The organism is Kitasatospora sp. NPDC040550, assembly GCF_055594965.1.
The window spans coordinates 23,681-38,859 of record NZ_JBVIWC010000026.1 but is presented as its reverse complement, the minus strand read 5'-3'; the positions used below and the strand labels follow the sequence as shown (position 1 = coordinate 38,859).

The 15,179-nt window shown below is 73.2% G+C and carries 16 protein-coding genes and 3 tRNA genes; 9 read left to right on the top strand and 10 right to left on the bottom strand.

The annotated features are described in order from the left end of the window. Positions 1-187: 187 nt before the first annotated feature. The 5 genes from ACZ58X_RS31250 to crcB (ACZ58X_RS31230) all read right to left on the bottom strand — a co-directional run bounded on the left by ACZ58X_RS31250 (position 188) and on the right by crcB (ACZ58X_RS31230) (position 4,500). Entirely contained in the window at positions 188-2,275 is a 2,088-nt protein-coding gene (locus ACZ58X_RS31250) for a DEAD/DEAH box helicase (RefSeq protein ID WP_470336931.1), read from the bottom strand. A gap of 195 nt (positions 2,276-2,470) precedes the next feature. Further along, positions 2,471-3,121: a hypothetical protein gene (locus tag ACZ58X_RS31245; protein WP_470336930.1), complete on the bottom strand. Its 651-nt coding sequence runs from the start codon at positions 3,119-3,121 to the stop codon at positions 2,471-2,473. 133 nt (positions 3,122-3,254) lie between these two features. After that, entirely contained in the window at positions 3,255-3,629 is a 375-nt protein-coding gene (crcB, locus tag ACZ58X_RS31240) for a fluoride efflux transporter CrcB (RefSeq protein WP_470336929.1), read from the bottom strand. Continuing rightward, entirely contained in the window at positions 3,626-4,030 is a 405-nt protein-coding gene (locus tag ACZ58X_RS31235; RefSeq protein ID WP_470336928.1) for a DUF190 domain-containing protein, read from the bottom strand. The genes crcB (ACZ58X_RS31240) and ACZ58X_RS31235 overlap by 4 nt, the downstream gene beginning before the upstream one ends. Beyond that, a complete protein-coding gene (gene crcB, locus ACZ58X_RS31230) occupies positions 4,027-4,500 on the bottom strand; it encodes a fluoride efflux transporter CrcB (RefSeq protein WP_470336927.1) in 474 nt (157 codons plus the stop codon). The genes ACZ58X_RS31235 and crcB (ACZ58X_RS31230) overlap by 4 nt, the downstream gene beginning before the upstream one ends. A gap of 70 nt (positions 4,501-4,570) precedes the next feature. Here crcB (ACZ58X_RS31230) and ACZ58X_RS31225 point away from each other — a divergent pair, with 70 nt between their 5' ends. From ACZ58X_RS31225 to ACZ58X_RS31210, 4 genes are all read left to right on the top strand, one after another. After that, on the top strand, positions 4,571-4,912 hold the full coding sequence (locus ACZ58X_RS31225) for a metallopeptidase family protein (RefSeq protein WP_470336926.1): 342 nt from the start codon (positions 4,571-4,573) through the stop codon (positions 4,910-4,912). Between the two features lie 128 nt (positions 4,913-5,040). Then, positions 5,041-5,113, top strand: a tRNA-Glu gene (locus tag ACZ58X_RS31220). 55 nt (positions 5,114-5,168) lie between these two features. Beyond that, positions 5,169-5,242, top strand: a tRNA-Asp gene (locus tag ACZ58X_RS31215). A 27-nt stretch (positions 5,243-5,269) separates the two neighbouring features. Beyond that, positions 5,270-5,343: transfer RNA gene (locus ACZ58X_RS31210), tRNA-Phe, on the top strand. 110 nt (positions 5,344-5,453) lie between these two features. Here the strand turns inward: ACZ58X_RS31210 and ACZ58X_RS31205 are convergent. Beyond that, a complete protein-coding gene (locus ACZ58X_RS31205) occupies positions 5,454-6,344 on the bottom strand; it encodes a hypothetical protein (RefSeq protein ID WP_470336925.1) in 891 nt (296 codons plus the stop codon). A gap of 69 nt (positions 6,345-6,413) precedes the next feature. On the opposite strand from ACZ58X_RS31205, the gene ACZ58X_RS31200 reads away from it, so the two are divergent. The 4 genes from ACZ58X_RS31200 to ACZ58X_RS31185 all read left to right on the top strand — a co-directional run bounded on the left by ACZ58X_RS31200 (position 6,414) and on the right by ACZ58X_RS31185 (position 9,690). After that, positions 6,414-6,629 carry a hypothetical protein gene (locus ACZ58X_RS31200; protein ID WP_470336924.1) on the top strand — a complete coding sequence of 72 codons (216 nt, stop codon included), beginning with the start codon at positions 6,414-6,416 and terminating at the stop codon, positions 6,627-6,629. Positions 6,630-7,154: 525 nt separating this feature from the next. Further along, complete coding sequence (locus tag ACZ58X_RS31195; RefSeq protein WP_470336923.1) at positions 7,155-7,466, top strand: hypothetical protein; 312 nt, start codon at positions 7,155-7,157, stop codon at positions 7,464-7,466. Continuing rightward, entirely contained in the window at positions 7,463-9,109 is a 1,647-nt protein-coding gene (locus tag ACZ58X_RS31190) for an alpha/beta hydrolase (RefSeq protein ID WP_470336922.1), read from the top strand. Before ACZ58X_RS31195 ends, ACZ58X_RS31190 begins: the two co-directional genes overlap by 4 nt. A gap of 23 nt (positions 9,110-9,132) precedes the next feature. Next, positions 9,133-9,690: a hypothetical protein gene (locus ACZ58X_RS31185; protein ID WP_470336921.1), complete on the top strand. Its 558-nt coding sequence runs from the start codon at positions 9,133-9,135 to the stop codon at positions 9,688-9,690. A gap of 353 nt (positions 9,691-10,043) precedes the next feature. Here the strand turns inward: ACZ58X_RS31185 and ACZ58X_RS31180 are convergent, their stop codons facing one another. Together ACZ58X_RS31180 and ACZ58X_RS31175 are read right to left on the bottom strand one after the other, a co-directional pair. Further along, the gene (locus ACZ58X_RS31180; RefSeq protein ID WP_470336920.1) at positions 10,044-11,090 is read right to left on the bottom strand and encodes an alpha/beta hydrolase family protein; all 1,047 of its coding nucleotides are present in this window, start codon (positions 11,088-11,090) and stop codon (positions 10,044-10,046) included. 23 nt (positions 11,091-11,113) lie between these two features. Continuing rightward, complete coding sequence (locus tag ACZ58X_RS31175) at positions 11,114-12,034, bottom strand: zinc-binding dehydrogenase (RefSeq protein ID WP_470336919.1); 921 nt, start codon at positions 12,032-12,034, stop codon at positions 11,114-11,116. Between the two features lie 401 nt (positions 12,035-12,435). Between ACZ58X_RS31175 and ACZ58X_RS31170 the strand changes: the two genes are divergently transcribed. Further along, entirely contained in the window at positions 12,436-13,401 is a 966-nt protein-coding gene (locus ACZ58X_RS31170; RefSeq protein ID WP_470336918.1) for a LysR family transcriptional regulator, read from the top strand. Positions 13,402-13,429: 28 nt separating this feature from the next. Here the strand turns inward: ACZ58X_RS31170 and ACZ58X_RS31165 are convergent, their stop codons facing one another. Both ACZ58X_RS31165 and ACZ58X_RS31160 read right to left on the bottom strand, forming a co-directional pair. Then, entirely contained in the window at positions 13,430-14,479 is a 1,050-nt protein-coding gene (locus ACZ58X_RS31165; protein WP_470336917.1) for a hypothetical protein, read from the bottom strand. Then, the gene (locus tag ACZ58X_RS31160) at positions 14,476-14,997 is read right to left on the bottom strand and encodes a SigE family RNA polymerase sigma factor (protein ID WP_470336916.1); all 522 of its coding nucleotides are present in this window, start codon (positions 14,995-14,997) and stop codon (positions 14,476-14,478) included. Before ACZ58X_RS31160 ends, ACZ58X_RS31165 begins: the two co-directional genes overlap by 4 nt. Positions 14,998-15,179 lie beyond the last annotated feature (182 nt).

The following is a 15,179-nucleotide window of genomic DNA, read 5'->3' as shown; positions in this document are numbered from 1 at the left end:
ACAGGTTATTCTCACTTCCAGAACAACACCTCGGGGGGCGAGCAGCAGCGAGGTGTGGGGGGGGTATCGGGGGATACCGGGGGAACACGAAGGGCCCGCTCCGGGGGACGGAGCGGGCCCTTCGTGTGTGGTTCAGTCAGCCGGCCGGCGGTCGATCACCGACCGGGCCGTACGACCTCGTCCGAGGTCAGTTCTTCCAGCGCGGCTTGCGGTCGTCGCGGTTGAAGCCACCACCGTTGAAGCCACCGCGGTCACGGTCGCCGAAGCCGCCGCGGTCACGGTTGAAGCCGCTGCCGCCGCCGGCCTGCGGACGGCCACCGGAGCGGTGGTCGTCACGGCGCGAGAACGGACGGCTGTTGCTGCCGCCGCGCTCGTCGCGGTCCCGGCCGAAGGACGGGCGGTCGCCGCCGAAGGAGCGGGCCGGACGGTCGCCGAAGCCACCGGAACGGCCACCGCGGTCATCGCGGTCACGGTTGAAGCCACCCGAGCGCTCGCGGTCACCGAAGCCACCGGAACGGCCGCCACGGTCGTCACGGTCACGGTTGAAGCCACCGGAACGGCCACCGCGGTCGTCACGGTCACGGTTGAAGCCACCCGAGCGGCCGCCGCGGTCGTCACGGTCACGGTCACGACCGAAGGCCGGACGCTCGCTGCGCGCCTCGCGGTACGCCGGGGTGCGCTCCTCGGCCTGCGGCGCGGCGGCCGGAGCCTCGGCAGCGGCCGGGGCGACCTCCTCGCCGGCCTCGGACGCGGCCGGGGCCTCCTCCTCGATGCCCAGGTCGGCCCGCTCGCGCGCCGCACGGGCGGCCAGGCGGTCGGCCTCCTCGCGCAGCTCGGTGGCGCGGCGCTGCGCGCGCTCCAGCTGGCGGGTCATGTCGGCGAGCTCGCGCTCGGCGGCACCGGCGATGTTGGCGGCGCTCTCGGCCTGGACCTCGGTCAGCGAACGGGCGCCGGTGATCTTGGCGACCTCGGCGTCGAAGGCGTGGTCCAGGATGTGGCGGCTGGCGTCGACGCCCGCGTCCTCCATCAGGCGGAAGACGCCGCGGCGCTGGTGCGGCAGCACCAGGGTGACGACGGCGCCGGAGCGGCCGGCGCGCGCGGTGCGGCCCGAGCGGTGCAGGTAGTCCTTGTGGTCGCCGGCCGGGTCCACGTTGAGGACCAGGTCGATGCCGTCGACGTGGATGCCGCGGGCGGCGACGTCGGTGGCGACGACGACGTTGACGTAGCCGTCCTTGAAGTCGCCGAGGACGCGGGTGCGGGCGCCCTGGGTCATGCCGCCGTGCAGCGCGTCGGCCTTGACGCCGGCCTCGATCAGCTGCTCGGCGACGCGGTCGGCGCCCATCTGGGTGCGGACGAAGATGATGGTGCGGCCCTTGCGGGCGGCGATCGCGTTGGTGATCGGCGCCTTGTCCTTGGGCTTCACCACGAGGATGTGGTGGGTCATGGTGGTGACGGCGCCGGCCGACGGGTCGACCTCGTGGGTGACCGGGTTCTTCAGGTAGCGCTTCACCAGGGTGTCGATCTCGTTCTCCAGGGTGGCGGAGAACAGCAGGCGCTGGCCGCCGGCCGGCACCTGGTCGAGGATCTCGGTGACCTCGGGCAGGAAGCCCATGTCGGCCATCTGGTCGGCCTCGTCGAGCACGACGGTCTGGACGTCGTCCAGCTTGGCCGAGCCGCGGTTCAGCAGGTCGCGCAGGCGGCCCGGGGTGGCGACCAGGACGTCGACGCCGCGCTCCAGCGCGTAGATCTGGTTCGACATCGAGGTACCGCCGCAGACGACCTTGAGGCGCAGGCCGAGCACCGAGCCGAAGGGCTCCAGGGCGTCGGCGACCTGCATGGCCAGCTCGCGGGTCGGGACCAGGATCAGGCCGCGCGGGTGCTTGGCGCGGGTGCGCTCGCCGTCGGCGAGGCGGGTGAGCAGCGGCAGACCGAAGCTGAGGGTCTTGCCGGAGCCGGTGCGGCCGCGGCCCAGCACGTCCTTGCCGGCCAGGGCGTCCGGGATGGTCGCGGCCTGGATCGGGAACGGGGTGGTGACGCCGCGCTTGGCGAGGGCACGGACGACGTCGTCGTGCAGGCCCAGGTCGCCGAAGGTGATGGTCGGCTCGGCGGGCTCGGCCGCCTCCTCGACGGTCTCGGCGGCGTCGGTGAGCTCGGTGACCTCGGCGGCGAGCTCCGCAGCCTCGGCGGTCAGCTCGGTGGTGTCGGTGGTGTCGGTGACATCGGCGGCAGCCTCGTTCGCGGGCATGGCGAAGCGGGCGTCGTCAACGAGAGACATGCAAAACCTTCCGGAAGTGGCACGCGCCAAAGTCCGGGGTTCTGTTTCACAACCGCCTCTATGCGGTCAGCCACGGATCGCCGGAACGCGCCAAGGGCGCCAGATGGGAATAGGGCGCCAATCAAATGAATCAAACGAACGATCTACCACCATAGAGGAACCTCGGGATCGGAGGCAAATGCCCTGGCCAGGCCGCTAATGCGCACCCGCACCCGGGCTCGGGGCCGAAGATCCGGAGCTGCCGGTCGAGGGCTGCGGGCCCGGCGGGACGGTCGCGGCCGGCGTGGTGTGCTCCGGGGCCGGGGTGTCGGACGGGTGGCCGCTCGGGGTGGCCGACGGGGTTCCGGCCGTGCCGCCGCCGGAACGGCCCTCCCCGGTGCCGGCGGTCCCGCCGGTGCCCGCCGAGCCGCCGGTCGAGGCACCGCCCGGGTGGGGCGCGGGGCTGGTGTTCGCGCCGCCCGACGCACCGCTGCCGCCCGGCGCGCCCTCGGGAGCGGCCGCCCCCGGCACCGGAACCACCCCGGCCACCGCGCCGTTCGCGCCGGGCGCGAGCTCACCCGGTGTGGCGCTCGTCGCCCCGGCCGGCGCGTTCTCGGCCTGCAAGCCCCCCTGGTGCTCCGAGCGCCCTGACGCACCCCCCGGGTGCCCGCTGCCGGCCGGCGTCGAGGGGCCGCCCGTCGCCCCCGGCCGGCCCGCCGGACCGGCCTGCCCGACCGGCGCCACGCCGTGCTTCTCCTCCGCCGCCGGACCGACCGACATGCACCCGGTCAGCCCCAGCCCGGCCACCGCCAGCACCGCCGCCGCCCGTACCACCGCGCCCGAACGCGCCGCCCGCACCGAAGCCACCGAGCTCCCTCTCCATCGCCCCACCCGGGCCGCCCACTGGCGCGCGGCCGCTTTCGGTGCCCAACGCGCGCCGGGCGCGGCGGGACACGGGTGGGTGGCGCGGTTCTCGGCGACCGCCCCCTCGGGAGCCCGCTCAGCCCCAGAGCGCCGAGGCCAGCTCCGCCCCCGCGTACACCGCGCCCAGCCCCGCCGCCAGGCTCCCGGCCACGTTCGCCACCGCGTACCGCCCGGCGCCGGACCCGGCCAGCCGCAGCGTCTCGTACGAGAAGGTCGAGTAGGTGGTCAGCGCCCCGCAGAAGCCCGTGCCGACCAGCAGTTGGACGTGCGAGGAGGCCGCGCCGGCCGCCACCGCCCCGGTCAGCAGGCCGAGCACCAGGCAGCCGCACACGTTCACCGTGAAGGTGCCCCACGGGAACACCGAGTCGTGCCGGGACTGCACCGCCCGGTCGGTCAGGTACCGCAGCGGGGCGCCGACCACCGCGCCCGCCACCACCAGCAGCCAGTTCACTCCCCCGACTCCCCCGCGACCGCACCCGGGCCCGCCTCCGTGCCCGTGCCCGCACCCGGGCCCGCGGCCCGCCCCGCGTACCGGACCACCTGGCAGCGGTCCAGCAACACCAGCCCCTCCGCCACCAGTTCCTCCAACTGGGGCAGGAACGCCCGCACCCGCTCCTCCTCGTCCACGATCACCACCGCCACCGGCAGGTCCTCGCTCAGTGACAGCAGCCGCGCCGTGTGCACCAGCGAGGAGGCCCCGAAGCCCTCGATCCCCCGGAACACGCTCGCCCCGGCCAGCCCGGCCGCCCGCGCCCGGTGCACGATCTCGCTGTACAGCGGCCGGTGGTGCCAGGTGTCGCTCTCGCCGACCAGGGCGGTCAGCCGCAGCGCCGGCCCGCCCAGCCGGCTCACCGGGCACCGCCGCGGTGGATCACGCGCCGGGTCAGCACCGCGGCCGCCCACACCGCGCCGAGCGCGCCCGCCAGGGTCAGCCCCAGGTACGCCAGCCCCGGCCCGAGCCGCCCGGCCTCCAGCAGCCGGCGGACGTCCACCGCGTACGTCGAGAAGGTGGTGAACCCGCCCAGCACCCCGGTGCCGAAGAACGGGCGCAGCAGCGGGTGCGCCGGCCGCCCTTCGGTGACCACCACCAGGAACACCCCGATCACCGCGCAGCCCACCACGTTGATCAGCAGCGTCGTCCAGGGGAAGGCCGACGGGCCGGTCCCCCAGCCCAGCCCGGCCCCGTACCGCGCCAGCGCCCCGATCGCCCCGCCCACCGCGACCACCGCCACGGCCGGCCCCTGCCCGCGCAGCACCGACGGACGCGGGAGCGTCGGTGTCGCCGCCGCGGTGTCGTCCAACGCGTCCTCCGAGGTCGTCACGGGCCCATCAAACACCGCTGTCCGCCGCCTGGCACACCGTCACCCCAGACCCGACAATGATCCGGTGGAGATGACCCGGGATGAGTTCGAGACGCTGGTCGCCGACGCCCTCGACCAGATCCCCCCGAAGCTCGCGGCGATGATGGACAACGTCGCGGTCTTCGTCGAGGACGAACCCGACCCGGCCGACCCGGAACTCCTCGGCCTCTACGAGGGCACCCCGCTCACCGAGCGCGGCGAGTGGTACGCCGGCGTCCTGCCCGACCGCATCCTGATCTACCGCGGCCCCACCCTGCGCCACTGCGAGACCCGCGAGCAGGTGGTCGAGGAGGTCCGCACCACCGTCATCCACGAGGTCGCCCACCACTTCGGCTTCGACGACCACGAGCTGGACGAACTCGGCTGGTCCTGACCCCGCCGCCGCGGGCCCCTCCGGACGCCCCGCCCCCACCCGGCCCAAACCCGTTTTGGCGATCCGCCCCGCATCCCATATGCTTCTCGACGTCCCCGGAACGCTGGAAACAGCCGAACGGACCACAAGCCCTCATCGTCTAGTGGCCCAGGACGCCGCCCTTTCAAGGCGGTAGCACGGGTTCGAATCCCGTTGGGGGCACGCAGTACCGTAGTAAAGTGCAGTGCCGCAAGACCTTGGTGGTCCGCCACCACAAGGTCCCGTGGAGCAGTTGGTTAGCTCGCCACCCTGTCAAGGTGGAGGTCGCGGGTTCAAGTCCCGTCGGGATCGCTCGTCTCGCAAGAGACGGTGCAGTACGGCCAGGTAGCTCAGTTGGTACGAGCGTCCGCCTGAAAAGCGGAAGGTCGCCGGTTCGACCCCGGCCCTGGCCACATCGCCTGACCAGGCACGATGCCCTCGAAGCAGACAGCTTCGGGGGCATTTTCGTGCCGTTCGACGCCAACGGCACAGCGGACGGTCGCTGCTCTGCTCCGGCCCGCCTTCACCGGCGGCTGGGCAAAGACCTCGATGGTGCACTTGGCCGCACCGCTGCGCTGGCGTGCGCTGCGTCCAGCAGTTCGGCGGCGGTGCGCTGGCCCGGCACAGTCACGGCAGACGGTTCGCCGCGCAGTCGGCGCAGGAGTTCGGCTCCCAGCTGAGGCTCATCCCCCAGCGCGAGGCGCAGCAGGAGGTCGTCCTTCTCCTTCTCGGGAAGTGCGGCGATCAGCGGCGCCAACTCCTTCTTGCCGGGCCTCTTCCGAGGTGCGGGGGCGGGCGGGCTGGCCTGGGCGGCGACCGCCAGCAGGTCGGTGTCGACACGCAGGAAGTCCGCGAGCGCCCGCTGCGGTGCGGTGAGCCGGTCGAGCCCGGCCGGGACCGGGGGCTCGACCGCTGCCTGGTAAGCCTCCTCGTCGTCGTCCTGGAGTGCCCAGGCGCCGATGGCGGACAGCCATGCAAGGTAGAGAGCGCGGTGATCCCCGGAGAGCAGCTCGGCCCGCACCCCGGCGATGGCACCGAGCGAGTCCTCGGCGACCTCCTCCCAGTCCCCGCCCTCGTCCTCGCTCCGCAGGTCCAGGACGAGGTGGGTCTTGGTCGTCCATGCCTCGACGCACTCGTCGAAGCAGTACGGCTCCACTGCCCGCAGGCCGAGCTGTCCCTTGGGCACGCGCAGGATCACCTGGTGAGTGCCCCAGTTGGTCAGGTAGAGGTGAGCGTCGTAGTACCGCTCCACCATCCGCCGAGGGTCTCCGCGGAAGTCACCCCAGTGATATTCGTTGGTGAAGCTGGTCGCGGTGATCCGGGCCCGGGTGGACAGCGACCGCAGCTGCTCCTGGTCCTCGCCGGTCAGCGGCCGGTCGATCGCCAGGAACTCGTAGTACTGGTACTCGCTCATCGCTGCGACCCTAGCGGGAATGCCGATCCCGATGATGAAATCCGCCAAGCCCAGGACGGACAGGAAGCGATGACGGACGCCGAGCGGCCACGAGCTGTCGAGCAGATCCGAGGTCTCGCCAGCTGGATCGGCTTGGGGTGCAAACTCACCCAGACGGGGAAGGTGACCCTCGCGGACGCGCGGGCCTTGGTCGGGCTCCTGGGTATCGGCGACACCATCGACCCGGCCATCGGTGGCAGGATCTTCAAGACCAAGTCCAGGTGCTGTAGCAGCCGCGAGGGGTAGTCGCCCACCCAGTGCCGATCGCAGACGGTGTCGACTCCGGGGAAGCCGCGTAAACCGGTGCCCGGCGAGACCCATTGGGTCTTGCCGGGCACCGAGCGGACTGATGCACAGAACGCGAGGCTATGAGACCTCCCGAGGCGGCTCAGGGCTGGCGTCGACGGCGGCGCGGTCGAGTTCGAGGCCGTGGGTGAAGAAGTGCGGGGGCAAGGTCGGCGGTGCGGGCGGCGGTGATCGGGGTCAACCCTGTTCGCCGCCATCGCCCTGGTCGTCTGGCTCTCCGCCCTCCTTGCGGTCAGCCCGGGCCGCACCTCGGGCTGAGGCCAGGCAGGCACCTTCGCCGTTCCCCTCCTCCGGGTGAGGGCGGCAGGCCTCGGGATGAGCGGGCAGAAGGCTGGTGCCGTACCACACCATCCCCATAGTGCTCATATCATCTGAGTGTCTGCATGGATGCTTAACGCCACACCAACGAAGTACCGTCGGACCGGTCCGTGCGCACACTCGTCATCTGATTCGGGGGGAATCACCATGGCCGACACAGTCACCGTTGATCCACAAGCGCTCACCGCCTCCTCAGGGGTGGCGAAGGACCTCGCCAAGGAGGTCGCCAAACCTGTTCAAGACGCGCTGACTTCAGCCACCACCGCCTCTGGTCGGCTCACCGGCTGGTCGATAGCCCCAGGGCTCGGGAAGCTCGGCAGCGACTGGGCAGCGCCGCTTGACGCGCTCCGGAAGCGACTCACCGACACCAGCGCCAACCTGCAGACCAACGCCAACGCCCACGCGCACAACGAGCAGGCAACCGCAGGCGCTTGGAGCCAGCAAAAGGCGACGCAGTGAGCAGTGTCTACGAACTGTTGGTCGCGTTCGACCCGCACGGGCTGCGCGACACCGCGAAGGCGTGGAAGGCGCTCGCCCACAGCATGGAGACCACGGCCACCCGGCACCGCAACCAGGTGAACGGCCCGCTGCGCCGGGGGTGGAAGGGCGCGGACGCCGAGGCTGCCTTCCCGTTCATGGACCTGACCGAGCAGCGGCTCGGCATCGTCCGGGTCGAGGCGGAGGCCGCCGCGCTGGCCCTGAACACGGTCGCGGACCGGATGTACCAGGCGCAGACCAACCTGATCAACGCCGTACACCGCGCCCAGGACGCCAAGCTGACGGTGTCCGCCGAGGGGATCGTCGACCTCCCGCCCGAGGGTCCAGGCGAGCACAACGACCCCGACGCGCAGGCCGCGCGCCGCAGCCTCGCGGATCTCAAAGCCGGTTTCCAGCAGCGGATCGACGCGGCCATCAAGGACGCCCAGACGGCCAGCGACCAGGGCAACAAGGCCCTCGGCCACCTTGGCGCCGACATCCTCGGCGACCAGCGGGGAAAGGGTGCCATGGCCGAGACCCGCACCGACGTCGCCGACGTCATGAAGGACCTCGGGCTGGCCGATCCGTACATCCCCGACGGCAAGGACCCGCAGAAGAACGCCGACTGGTGGAAGGGCCTCACGCCCGACCAGCAGGAGACCTACCTCGCCCTGAACGCGGCCCAGGTCGGAAACCTGGACGGCATTCCGGCGAGTGCCCGCGATGAGGCCAACCGCCTCGTCCTCGACCAGAAGCTCGACGCCCTCCAGGCCGGGACGCCCGCCTCCTTCGGCCTCGACCAGACCACGTACGACAAGCGCAAGGCCGCGCTGACGGAGATCAAGAAGAAGCTGGAGGAGAACGCCGACGCGAAGGACGAGGAACACCAGCTGTTCCTCCTCGCGATCGCCCCCGAGGCGTACGGGGGAGACGGACGCGCGATCGTTGCGACCGGCAACCCCGACAAGGCGAGCCACACCTCGGTGTTCGTGCCCGGGACGAACACCGACATCAACGGGGTGCCGGGCCAGATCGACCGCATCCGGCAGTTGCAGGGCTACGGCAAGCAGTACGCCAAGGCCGGCGAAACCGTCTCGGTCATCTCCTACCTCGGCTACGACGCCCCAGAGAGCCTCACAGGGGCGTCCAGCCCCATGCGCGGACTCGACGGCGCCGAGGACATGCGCCGTTTCTCCAACGGCCTCAGGGTGGCGCACGGCGAGCCGAGGACCCACCTCAGCTACATCGCGCACAGCTACGGCAGTTTCGCCGTGGGCGTCGCCGACAGCGGAGGAAGCCATGGCCTGGACGCCGACGACATCGTCACCCTCGGCAGCCCGGGCATGGGCGTGCTCACCGCCGAGCAGTTGAACGTCAACCCCGATCACCTCTGGATCGGCGAGGCGACCGACGACCCCACCCGCGCGGTCGGTGGCTTCTCGCTCGGCCCCAGCCCGCACATCGCGGGATTCGGTGGGAACAACATCCACATCGACACGTCCGGACACGGCGGCTACTGGGACGAGGGCTCGGACAGCCTGAAGAACCAGGGCAAGATCATCGCTGGAAAGCCGCCCCACACCGCATGGAAGGAGGATCCGATCTGGGGTTCGATACCCCACTGAACCGCCAGCCGGAAAGAGCCCCCATGCGCAACCTGACCACCCATCCGCCAGTCACCGGTACCCGGCTGAAGCGGCTCCTGGCGACGGCGCTGATGGCCACGACCCTCGGAGCCTGCATGTCCAGCCCCGGAACAGGGAAGAACGATCCCCTGCCCGTCAAATCCCGCCAGGAGACGCTCGACTGGGCGAAGCAGCTCACCGAGCACCTGGCCCAGACGGCCGGGATCCGGATCAACGACGAACCCGCCGACCCCGTCTTCACCTCGTGCATCGGCAAGAACGGCGAGACCGCGCCCGACGACCGCTACATCCTGATCTACGGCGTCCACAGCAACGTCCCCGACGCCCAGCACAACGACGTCGTCCGCAAGGTCCGCGACCGGCTCACGAGCGAGGGCCTCAAGATCACCGAGTATCAGGAGACCCAAGGCTCGGAACCGGACTCCACCGTCAGCGCACGCCACCCCAACAGCCGGTACGTCGTCGACGTCGCCAGCACCGCGGGAAACGACCGCATGGTCCTGAGCGTCACCACCCCGTGCCTGATGCCCCCGTCCGCATCGCCCGCCCCCGCCCCCTGATGGGTCCCGCCAGCTGCAACGCCCATCCGCAAGCACGTGCTTCCCGTCCCTCCGGTGCGGTGCGGCTGTGCGACTGCACAGCCGCACCCTGGAGGAATGAGCGACTTGAGTCGAGCGCCGGTTGACGCCGGCGCTGACGCCAACCGGCTCGGATGGCGGCGTCCAGGGTCAGCCGTCCACGGACGGCAGAATCACCCAAACTGGGGCATCCCACCGCCCCGGCGTGGCCTGAAAAGCGGAAGGTCGCCGGTTCGACCCCGGCCCTGGCCACAGCCAGTGGAGGCCCCGGAGAGTTCACTCTCCGGGGCCTCTCGCGTTTCCCGAACTCGCCCGCCCGGGAAGCCGGTTGAGCGTCAGGCCAGCCGGGTGGCGAGCCAGTCGGCGGTGGCCGGGAGCCAGTCGGGCAGGGCGGTGCCGAGCAGGTGGTTGCCGTGCGGGACGAGCAGCAGTTCGGCGTTCGGGGCGTGCTCGGCGAGGACGGTGGCGTTGGTGACGCCCGGGATGCGGTCCTCGCCGCCCTCGACCACCAGCAGCGGGAGGGTGATCGTCGGGGCGAGCGCGGTCAGGTCCAGCCGGTCGGCGAAGGCGCGGGCCGCCTCGGGGCTCCCGCAGCGCTGGACCAACGTCTCGGTGACGAACGGGGGCAGCTCCGCCCAGTCCAGCCGGTACGGTCCGCTGACCGTCGCGGCGGCGCGCAGCCGGGGCTCGTGGGCGGCGGCCCGCGCCGCGTAGTAGCCGCCCAGGCTGAGGCCGATCACGGCGGTGCGGGCGAGGTCCAGGCCCTCCTGGTCGGCGAGCGCGTCCAGGGCCCGGCCCACCACCCGGTGGTAGTCCGGCTCCGGCGCGCTGGTGGCCGCCAGCACCCCCTGGCCGGGCCCGTCCATCGCCAGCACGGCGACCCCCCGGGCCAGCAGGGCCTCGACCAGGGTGTGGAACTCCTCCTTCGAGGAGTCCATGCCCGGCACCACCAGCACCACCGGGGCCCCTCCCCGGACCGCCGCCGGCCGGCGCAGCCAGCCCGCGAAGCCCTCGCCCTCGACCCGCCGGGCGTCCGGCTCCAGCAGCGCCAACGACCGCCGCATCGCCTCGTCGGCCTCGGCGGCGAGCCGCGCGGCGGCGGCCCGGTCGGGGTGCGGCATCAGCCCGGCCGCGTGGAACCAGCGGGCGGCGCAGCGGTAGGCGGTGCCGGCGGTCACCGTCCGCCCCTCGGCCGCGGCCCGCTCGGCCTCGGCGACGTACCGGCGGCCGGTGCCGCCGAACGCGTCCGGCCACTCCTCCAGCGCGGCCAGCCCGGCGGTCACCCGGTCGTACTCGTACAGGTCGATACCGGCTCCGTGGGCCCGCGGGCGGGCGTCCGCCACGTACGCGGGCAGCAGGCCGGGGGTCTCGAAGAAGGACACGATGGGTTTTCTCCGTTCAGGTTTCAGGCGAGGGTCAGCACGGCCTTGCCGCGGATCCGGCGGTCGCGCAGGTCCGTGAGGGTGGTCGCGGTGTCGCCCCAGGGGGCGATCCGGCCGATCTCCGGGGTCAGCCGGCCGGCCGCCGCCAGGCGCACCAGGGTGGCCAGGTCCGGGCCGTACGGGACGTCGGAGTCGGCGTAGTGGAAGTGCCGCAGGGTGGCCGACTCCGGGCCCTTGAAGAAGTCGAAGAAGTCCAGGGTCACCGGCGTCCGCGAGGCCTGCCCGAACCAGACCAGGGTGCCCCGCCGGGCCAGCCGGGCCAGCGCCGCCGGCAGGTTCGCACCCCCCGTCGACTCCAGCACCAGGTCGTACGGCCCGCGCGCCGCCCCGACGTCGTGCACCACCTCGGCCGCCCCCAGCTCGGCCAGCCGACGACCGCGCTCCGGCGAGGCGGTGACCACCGTCAGCTCGGCCCCGGCCGCGGCGGCCAACTCGGTGACGTAGTGCCCGACCCCACCGGAAGCCCCGGTCATCAGCACCCGCCGCCCGGCCACCGCCCCCACCGCCCGCAGCAACCGCAGCGCGGTCAGGCCCGCCAACGGCAACGCGGCCGCCCGCACCGCGTCCAGACTGTCCGGCAACTCGGCCACCGACCCGACCGGCACGCACACGTACTCGGCCCACCCACCCGCCGGAGGATGGGCGACCACCCGCCGACACACCGCGGGCCCCGACCCGTCGGCCGCAGCCTGCACCACCAGCCCCGCGACGTCCTTCCCCGGCCGCCACCCCGGCTGAGGCGCCTCCAGCTGAAACGTCTCCCCCCGGTTCACCGAGAACGCCTCCACCTTCACCAGCACCTCCCCCGGCCCCGGCTGCGGCTGCGCCACCTCCGCGAACCGCACCGACTCCCCCGACTCCCCCGTCGCCACCAGCGCCTTCATCCCCGCACTCCCATCCACTCGGCAGACCCCCACCCCACCCCGCCCACCCCCACCCGGTCCAACAACCCCCCGCCCCCGCCCACAACCACCAGTTGTCACCCCACGAGCCCCCGCCCCCACCTCCACCACCCACCCACCTCCCCCTCACCCCTCACCCGACCAAGGCGAGAGGGACGCGCTGCGGGAGGGGGCGGTGGAGGGGGTGGGTGCGGAAGGGGGCGTGACGGGTGATTTTCAGACCGCCAACGGCGCCCAGCCCCCCTCGATGAGGGTCGGCGGTCGGAAAATCATCCAGCCCCCGGAGCGCCCACCCCCGGAACCGCCCCCGGCGTCACCCACCCTCCCGAAAGCCCACCCCGAACCCCAGCCCCCGCACAGCGGCCCCCCGTTAAGGTGCCGAGGTGGATCTGGATCTGGCACAGGTACGAGCCTTCACCGCGACCGCCGAAGAACTCCACTTCGGCCGCGCCGCCGCCCGCCTGGGCATCACCCAGCAGGGCCTGTCGAAGCGTGTGGCCCGCCTGGAGGCCGCCCTCGGCGTGCGCCTGCTGGAGCGGGACGCCCGTGGTGTGGCCCTGACCGCCGCCGGTTCACGGTTCCTGGAGCCGGCCCGGCGGCTGCTGTCGCAGGGCGAGCGGGCGGTGGCGACGGTGTCCGGCACCGGGGCCGGACGGCCCCTGCGGATCGACGTGTGGGGCCATCTGTACGCGCCGATGCGCACGCTCGCCCAGGCGGTGGACGCGGCGCCGGGGCTGGAGGTGGAGCCGGTGCCGGGCCGGGACCTGCCCTCGGTGGCGGCGGCGTTGCTGCGCGGCGAGTCGGATGCCGGGTTCGGCCGGGTGCACGCCCTGCCGGACGGCGCCGACGCCGGGTTGACGCACCGCCTGGTCCGACTCGAGCCGGTGGACGCGCTGTTGAGCGTCGACCATCCGCTGGCGGGCCGCGACACCCTGGCCCCGACGGACCTGCGCGGCAGCGTGCTGCGCTACCCGGCGGCGGTGGACCGCCTGGACTTCCTGACCCGTTTCGCCGCCCGGTTCGGCATCGACGGCCGGGTCGGTTCGACCAACCTCGGCCTGGAGCACTTCCTGGACCAGGTCGCCGCGGATCCGACGTGCTTCTCGCTCGTGCCGGCCGACGGCCCGCTGCCCGACCGCCCGGGCGTGCGGACCGTCCCGCTGGCCGGCCCTACCCCCCTCTACGCCTGGTCGCTGCTCTGGCGCTCCGGCCGGGAGGCCGACCGGGACGGCCAACTGGACTTCCTGCTAAGGGCGTTCACGGCGGAGGCGGCCCGCAGCCGGTGGCTGGAGTACGACCCGGCCCGGGACTGGCTCCCCGACGCCGACGAGGCCGCGCTCCAGCCGTGAGTCCCCCGGTCCGGTGCCGGGGGCCGGCTCACCACCAGGTCTTCTGGGTCTGCAGCACCGACCCGTCCGCGGCGTAGGAGACGACGGTGTTGTCGGTGGAGCCCGGTCTGCGGACGACGGCGTACCAACGGACCGCGGAGTCCCCGACCGCGACCGGCTCGGCCTCGACCGAGCCGCCGGTCCTCCAGTCGACCACGACCCTGGCGACCTCGGGCCGGACCGGGACGACCACCATGTCCGGGCTGCCGGCCGTCCCGACGACGCGGTTGAGCATGAGTCCGCCGATGACGCCGTCGGTGCCGGTCGGTTCCACCCCGCCCGGGGCGGGGACCGGATCCACGTAGTCGCCCGGTTGCCGTTTGCCGTCCACGACCAGGTAGACGTCGGCCCGGTCGGTGGCCGGGTTCCAGGCCTGGCCGGCGCCCTGCTGGGGGGTCGGCGGGAGGCGCGGGTCGGCGGCGAGCCGCTCCTCGCCGATCAGCCGGCCCTGCCGGAGGCCGTCCTCCGCGGTGGGGGCGGCCGGCCACAGGGCGACCCAGGCCTCCAGGGCGTGGCCCTTCGCCGTGCCCTCGCCGACCTTGACCCGGACCGGCGTGAACGGATCCCGGCCGGCCCGGGACGGAACGGCCGAGGCCACCGGGGAGACCGAAGCGGTCGGGGTGGCCGTCGGGATGCCCGCCGACGGCCCCGCAGCCCCCGCGGCCGCCGACCCCCCCGGGGCCCCTGGAGCCCCCGGAGCGACGACCTCCGGAGCACCCGCCCCCGGAGCCGCCGGGGAGACGGCCGCCGGCGGGACGGCCGCCACCGAGGCGCTGCCGGCGCCCCGCCCGTACCCGCCGAACACCGTGCCCGGGCCGCCGAGCAGCGTCCCCGCCCCGCCGAACGCCACGACCAGCCCGGCGACCGCCGCCCCGGTCAGCAGCCGGCGCCGCCGCAGCCGCCGCTGCCCGCCGGCCAGCAGCCGGTCGTACGGCACCGGCCCGGCCTCGACGCTCTCGGCCAGCTCGCCCAGCTCCCACGAGACCGCGGCCTCGGCCACCTCCACGTCCTCGTTCCCGGGCATGGACTCCGTGCTCATCTGCTGCTACCTCCGATGCTGGTCAGTCCGTTGAGTGAGGAGGACTCCCGCAGTTTGGCCAGCCCCCGGGCGGCCTGGCTCTTCACCGTGCCGACCGAGCAGTTCATCGCGGCCGCGGTCTGGGACTCGCTGAGGTCCTCCCAGTACCGCAGCACGACGGCCTCCCGCTGGCGCGGCGGCAGGGCGGCGAGGGCGGTGAGCAGCACGGCCCGGTCGTCCGGGTCGGGGCCGGCCGGGGCGGGCCGGTCGGGGAAGGCCTCGACCAGGTACTCGGCCGGTCTGCGCCGGTACCGCCGGGCGTGCTCGTTGATCAGGATGCGGCGCACGTAGGCGTTCGGGTCGTCGGCCGCCCGGACCTTGTTCCAGTGCACGTAGGCCCGTTCCAGCGCCTGCTGGACCAGGTCCTCGGCGCCGTGCCGGTCCCCCGCCAGCAGGTAGGCCGTCCGCAGCAGCCGTGACCACGCACTGCCGGTGAACGCCCGGAACTCGTCGTCCCGTGCGGTCTCGTGGGCTCCCATGAGCACCTCCTCTCCCTCCAGAGTCCGGAACCGCCGTAGATCGTTGCCTGGCCCGCCGGACGCGTTCCGCGCGGCCCGCGCCACCGGGGCGCCCGGCGTTCGCGATTCCGCACCGGCGGCTGTGACACTGGAGGGGCTCGAAAACCGAGGTGCGCTCCGCCGTGCCTCCTTGCGAACCTAGA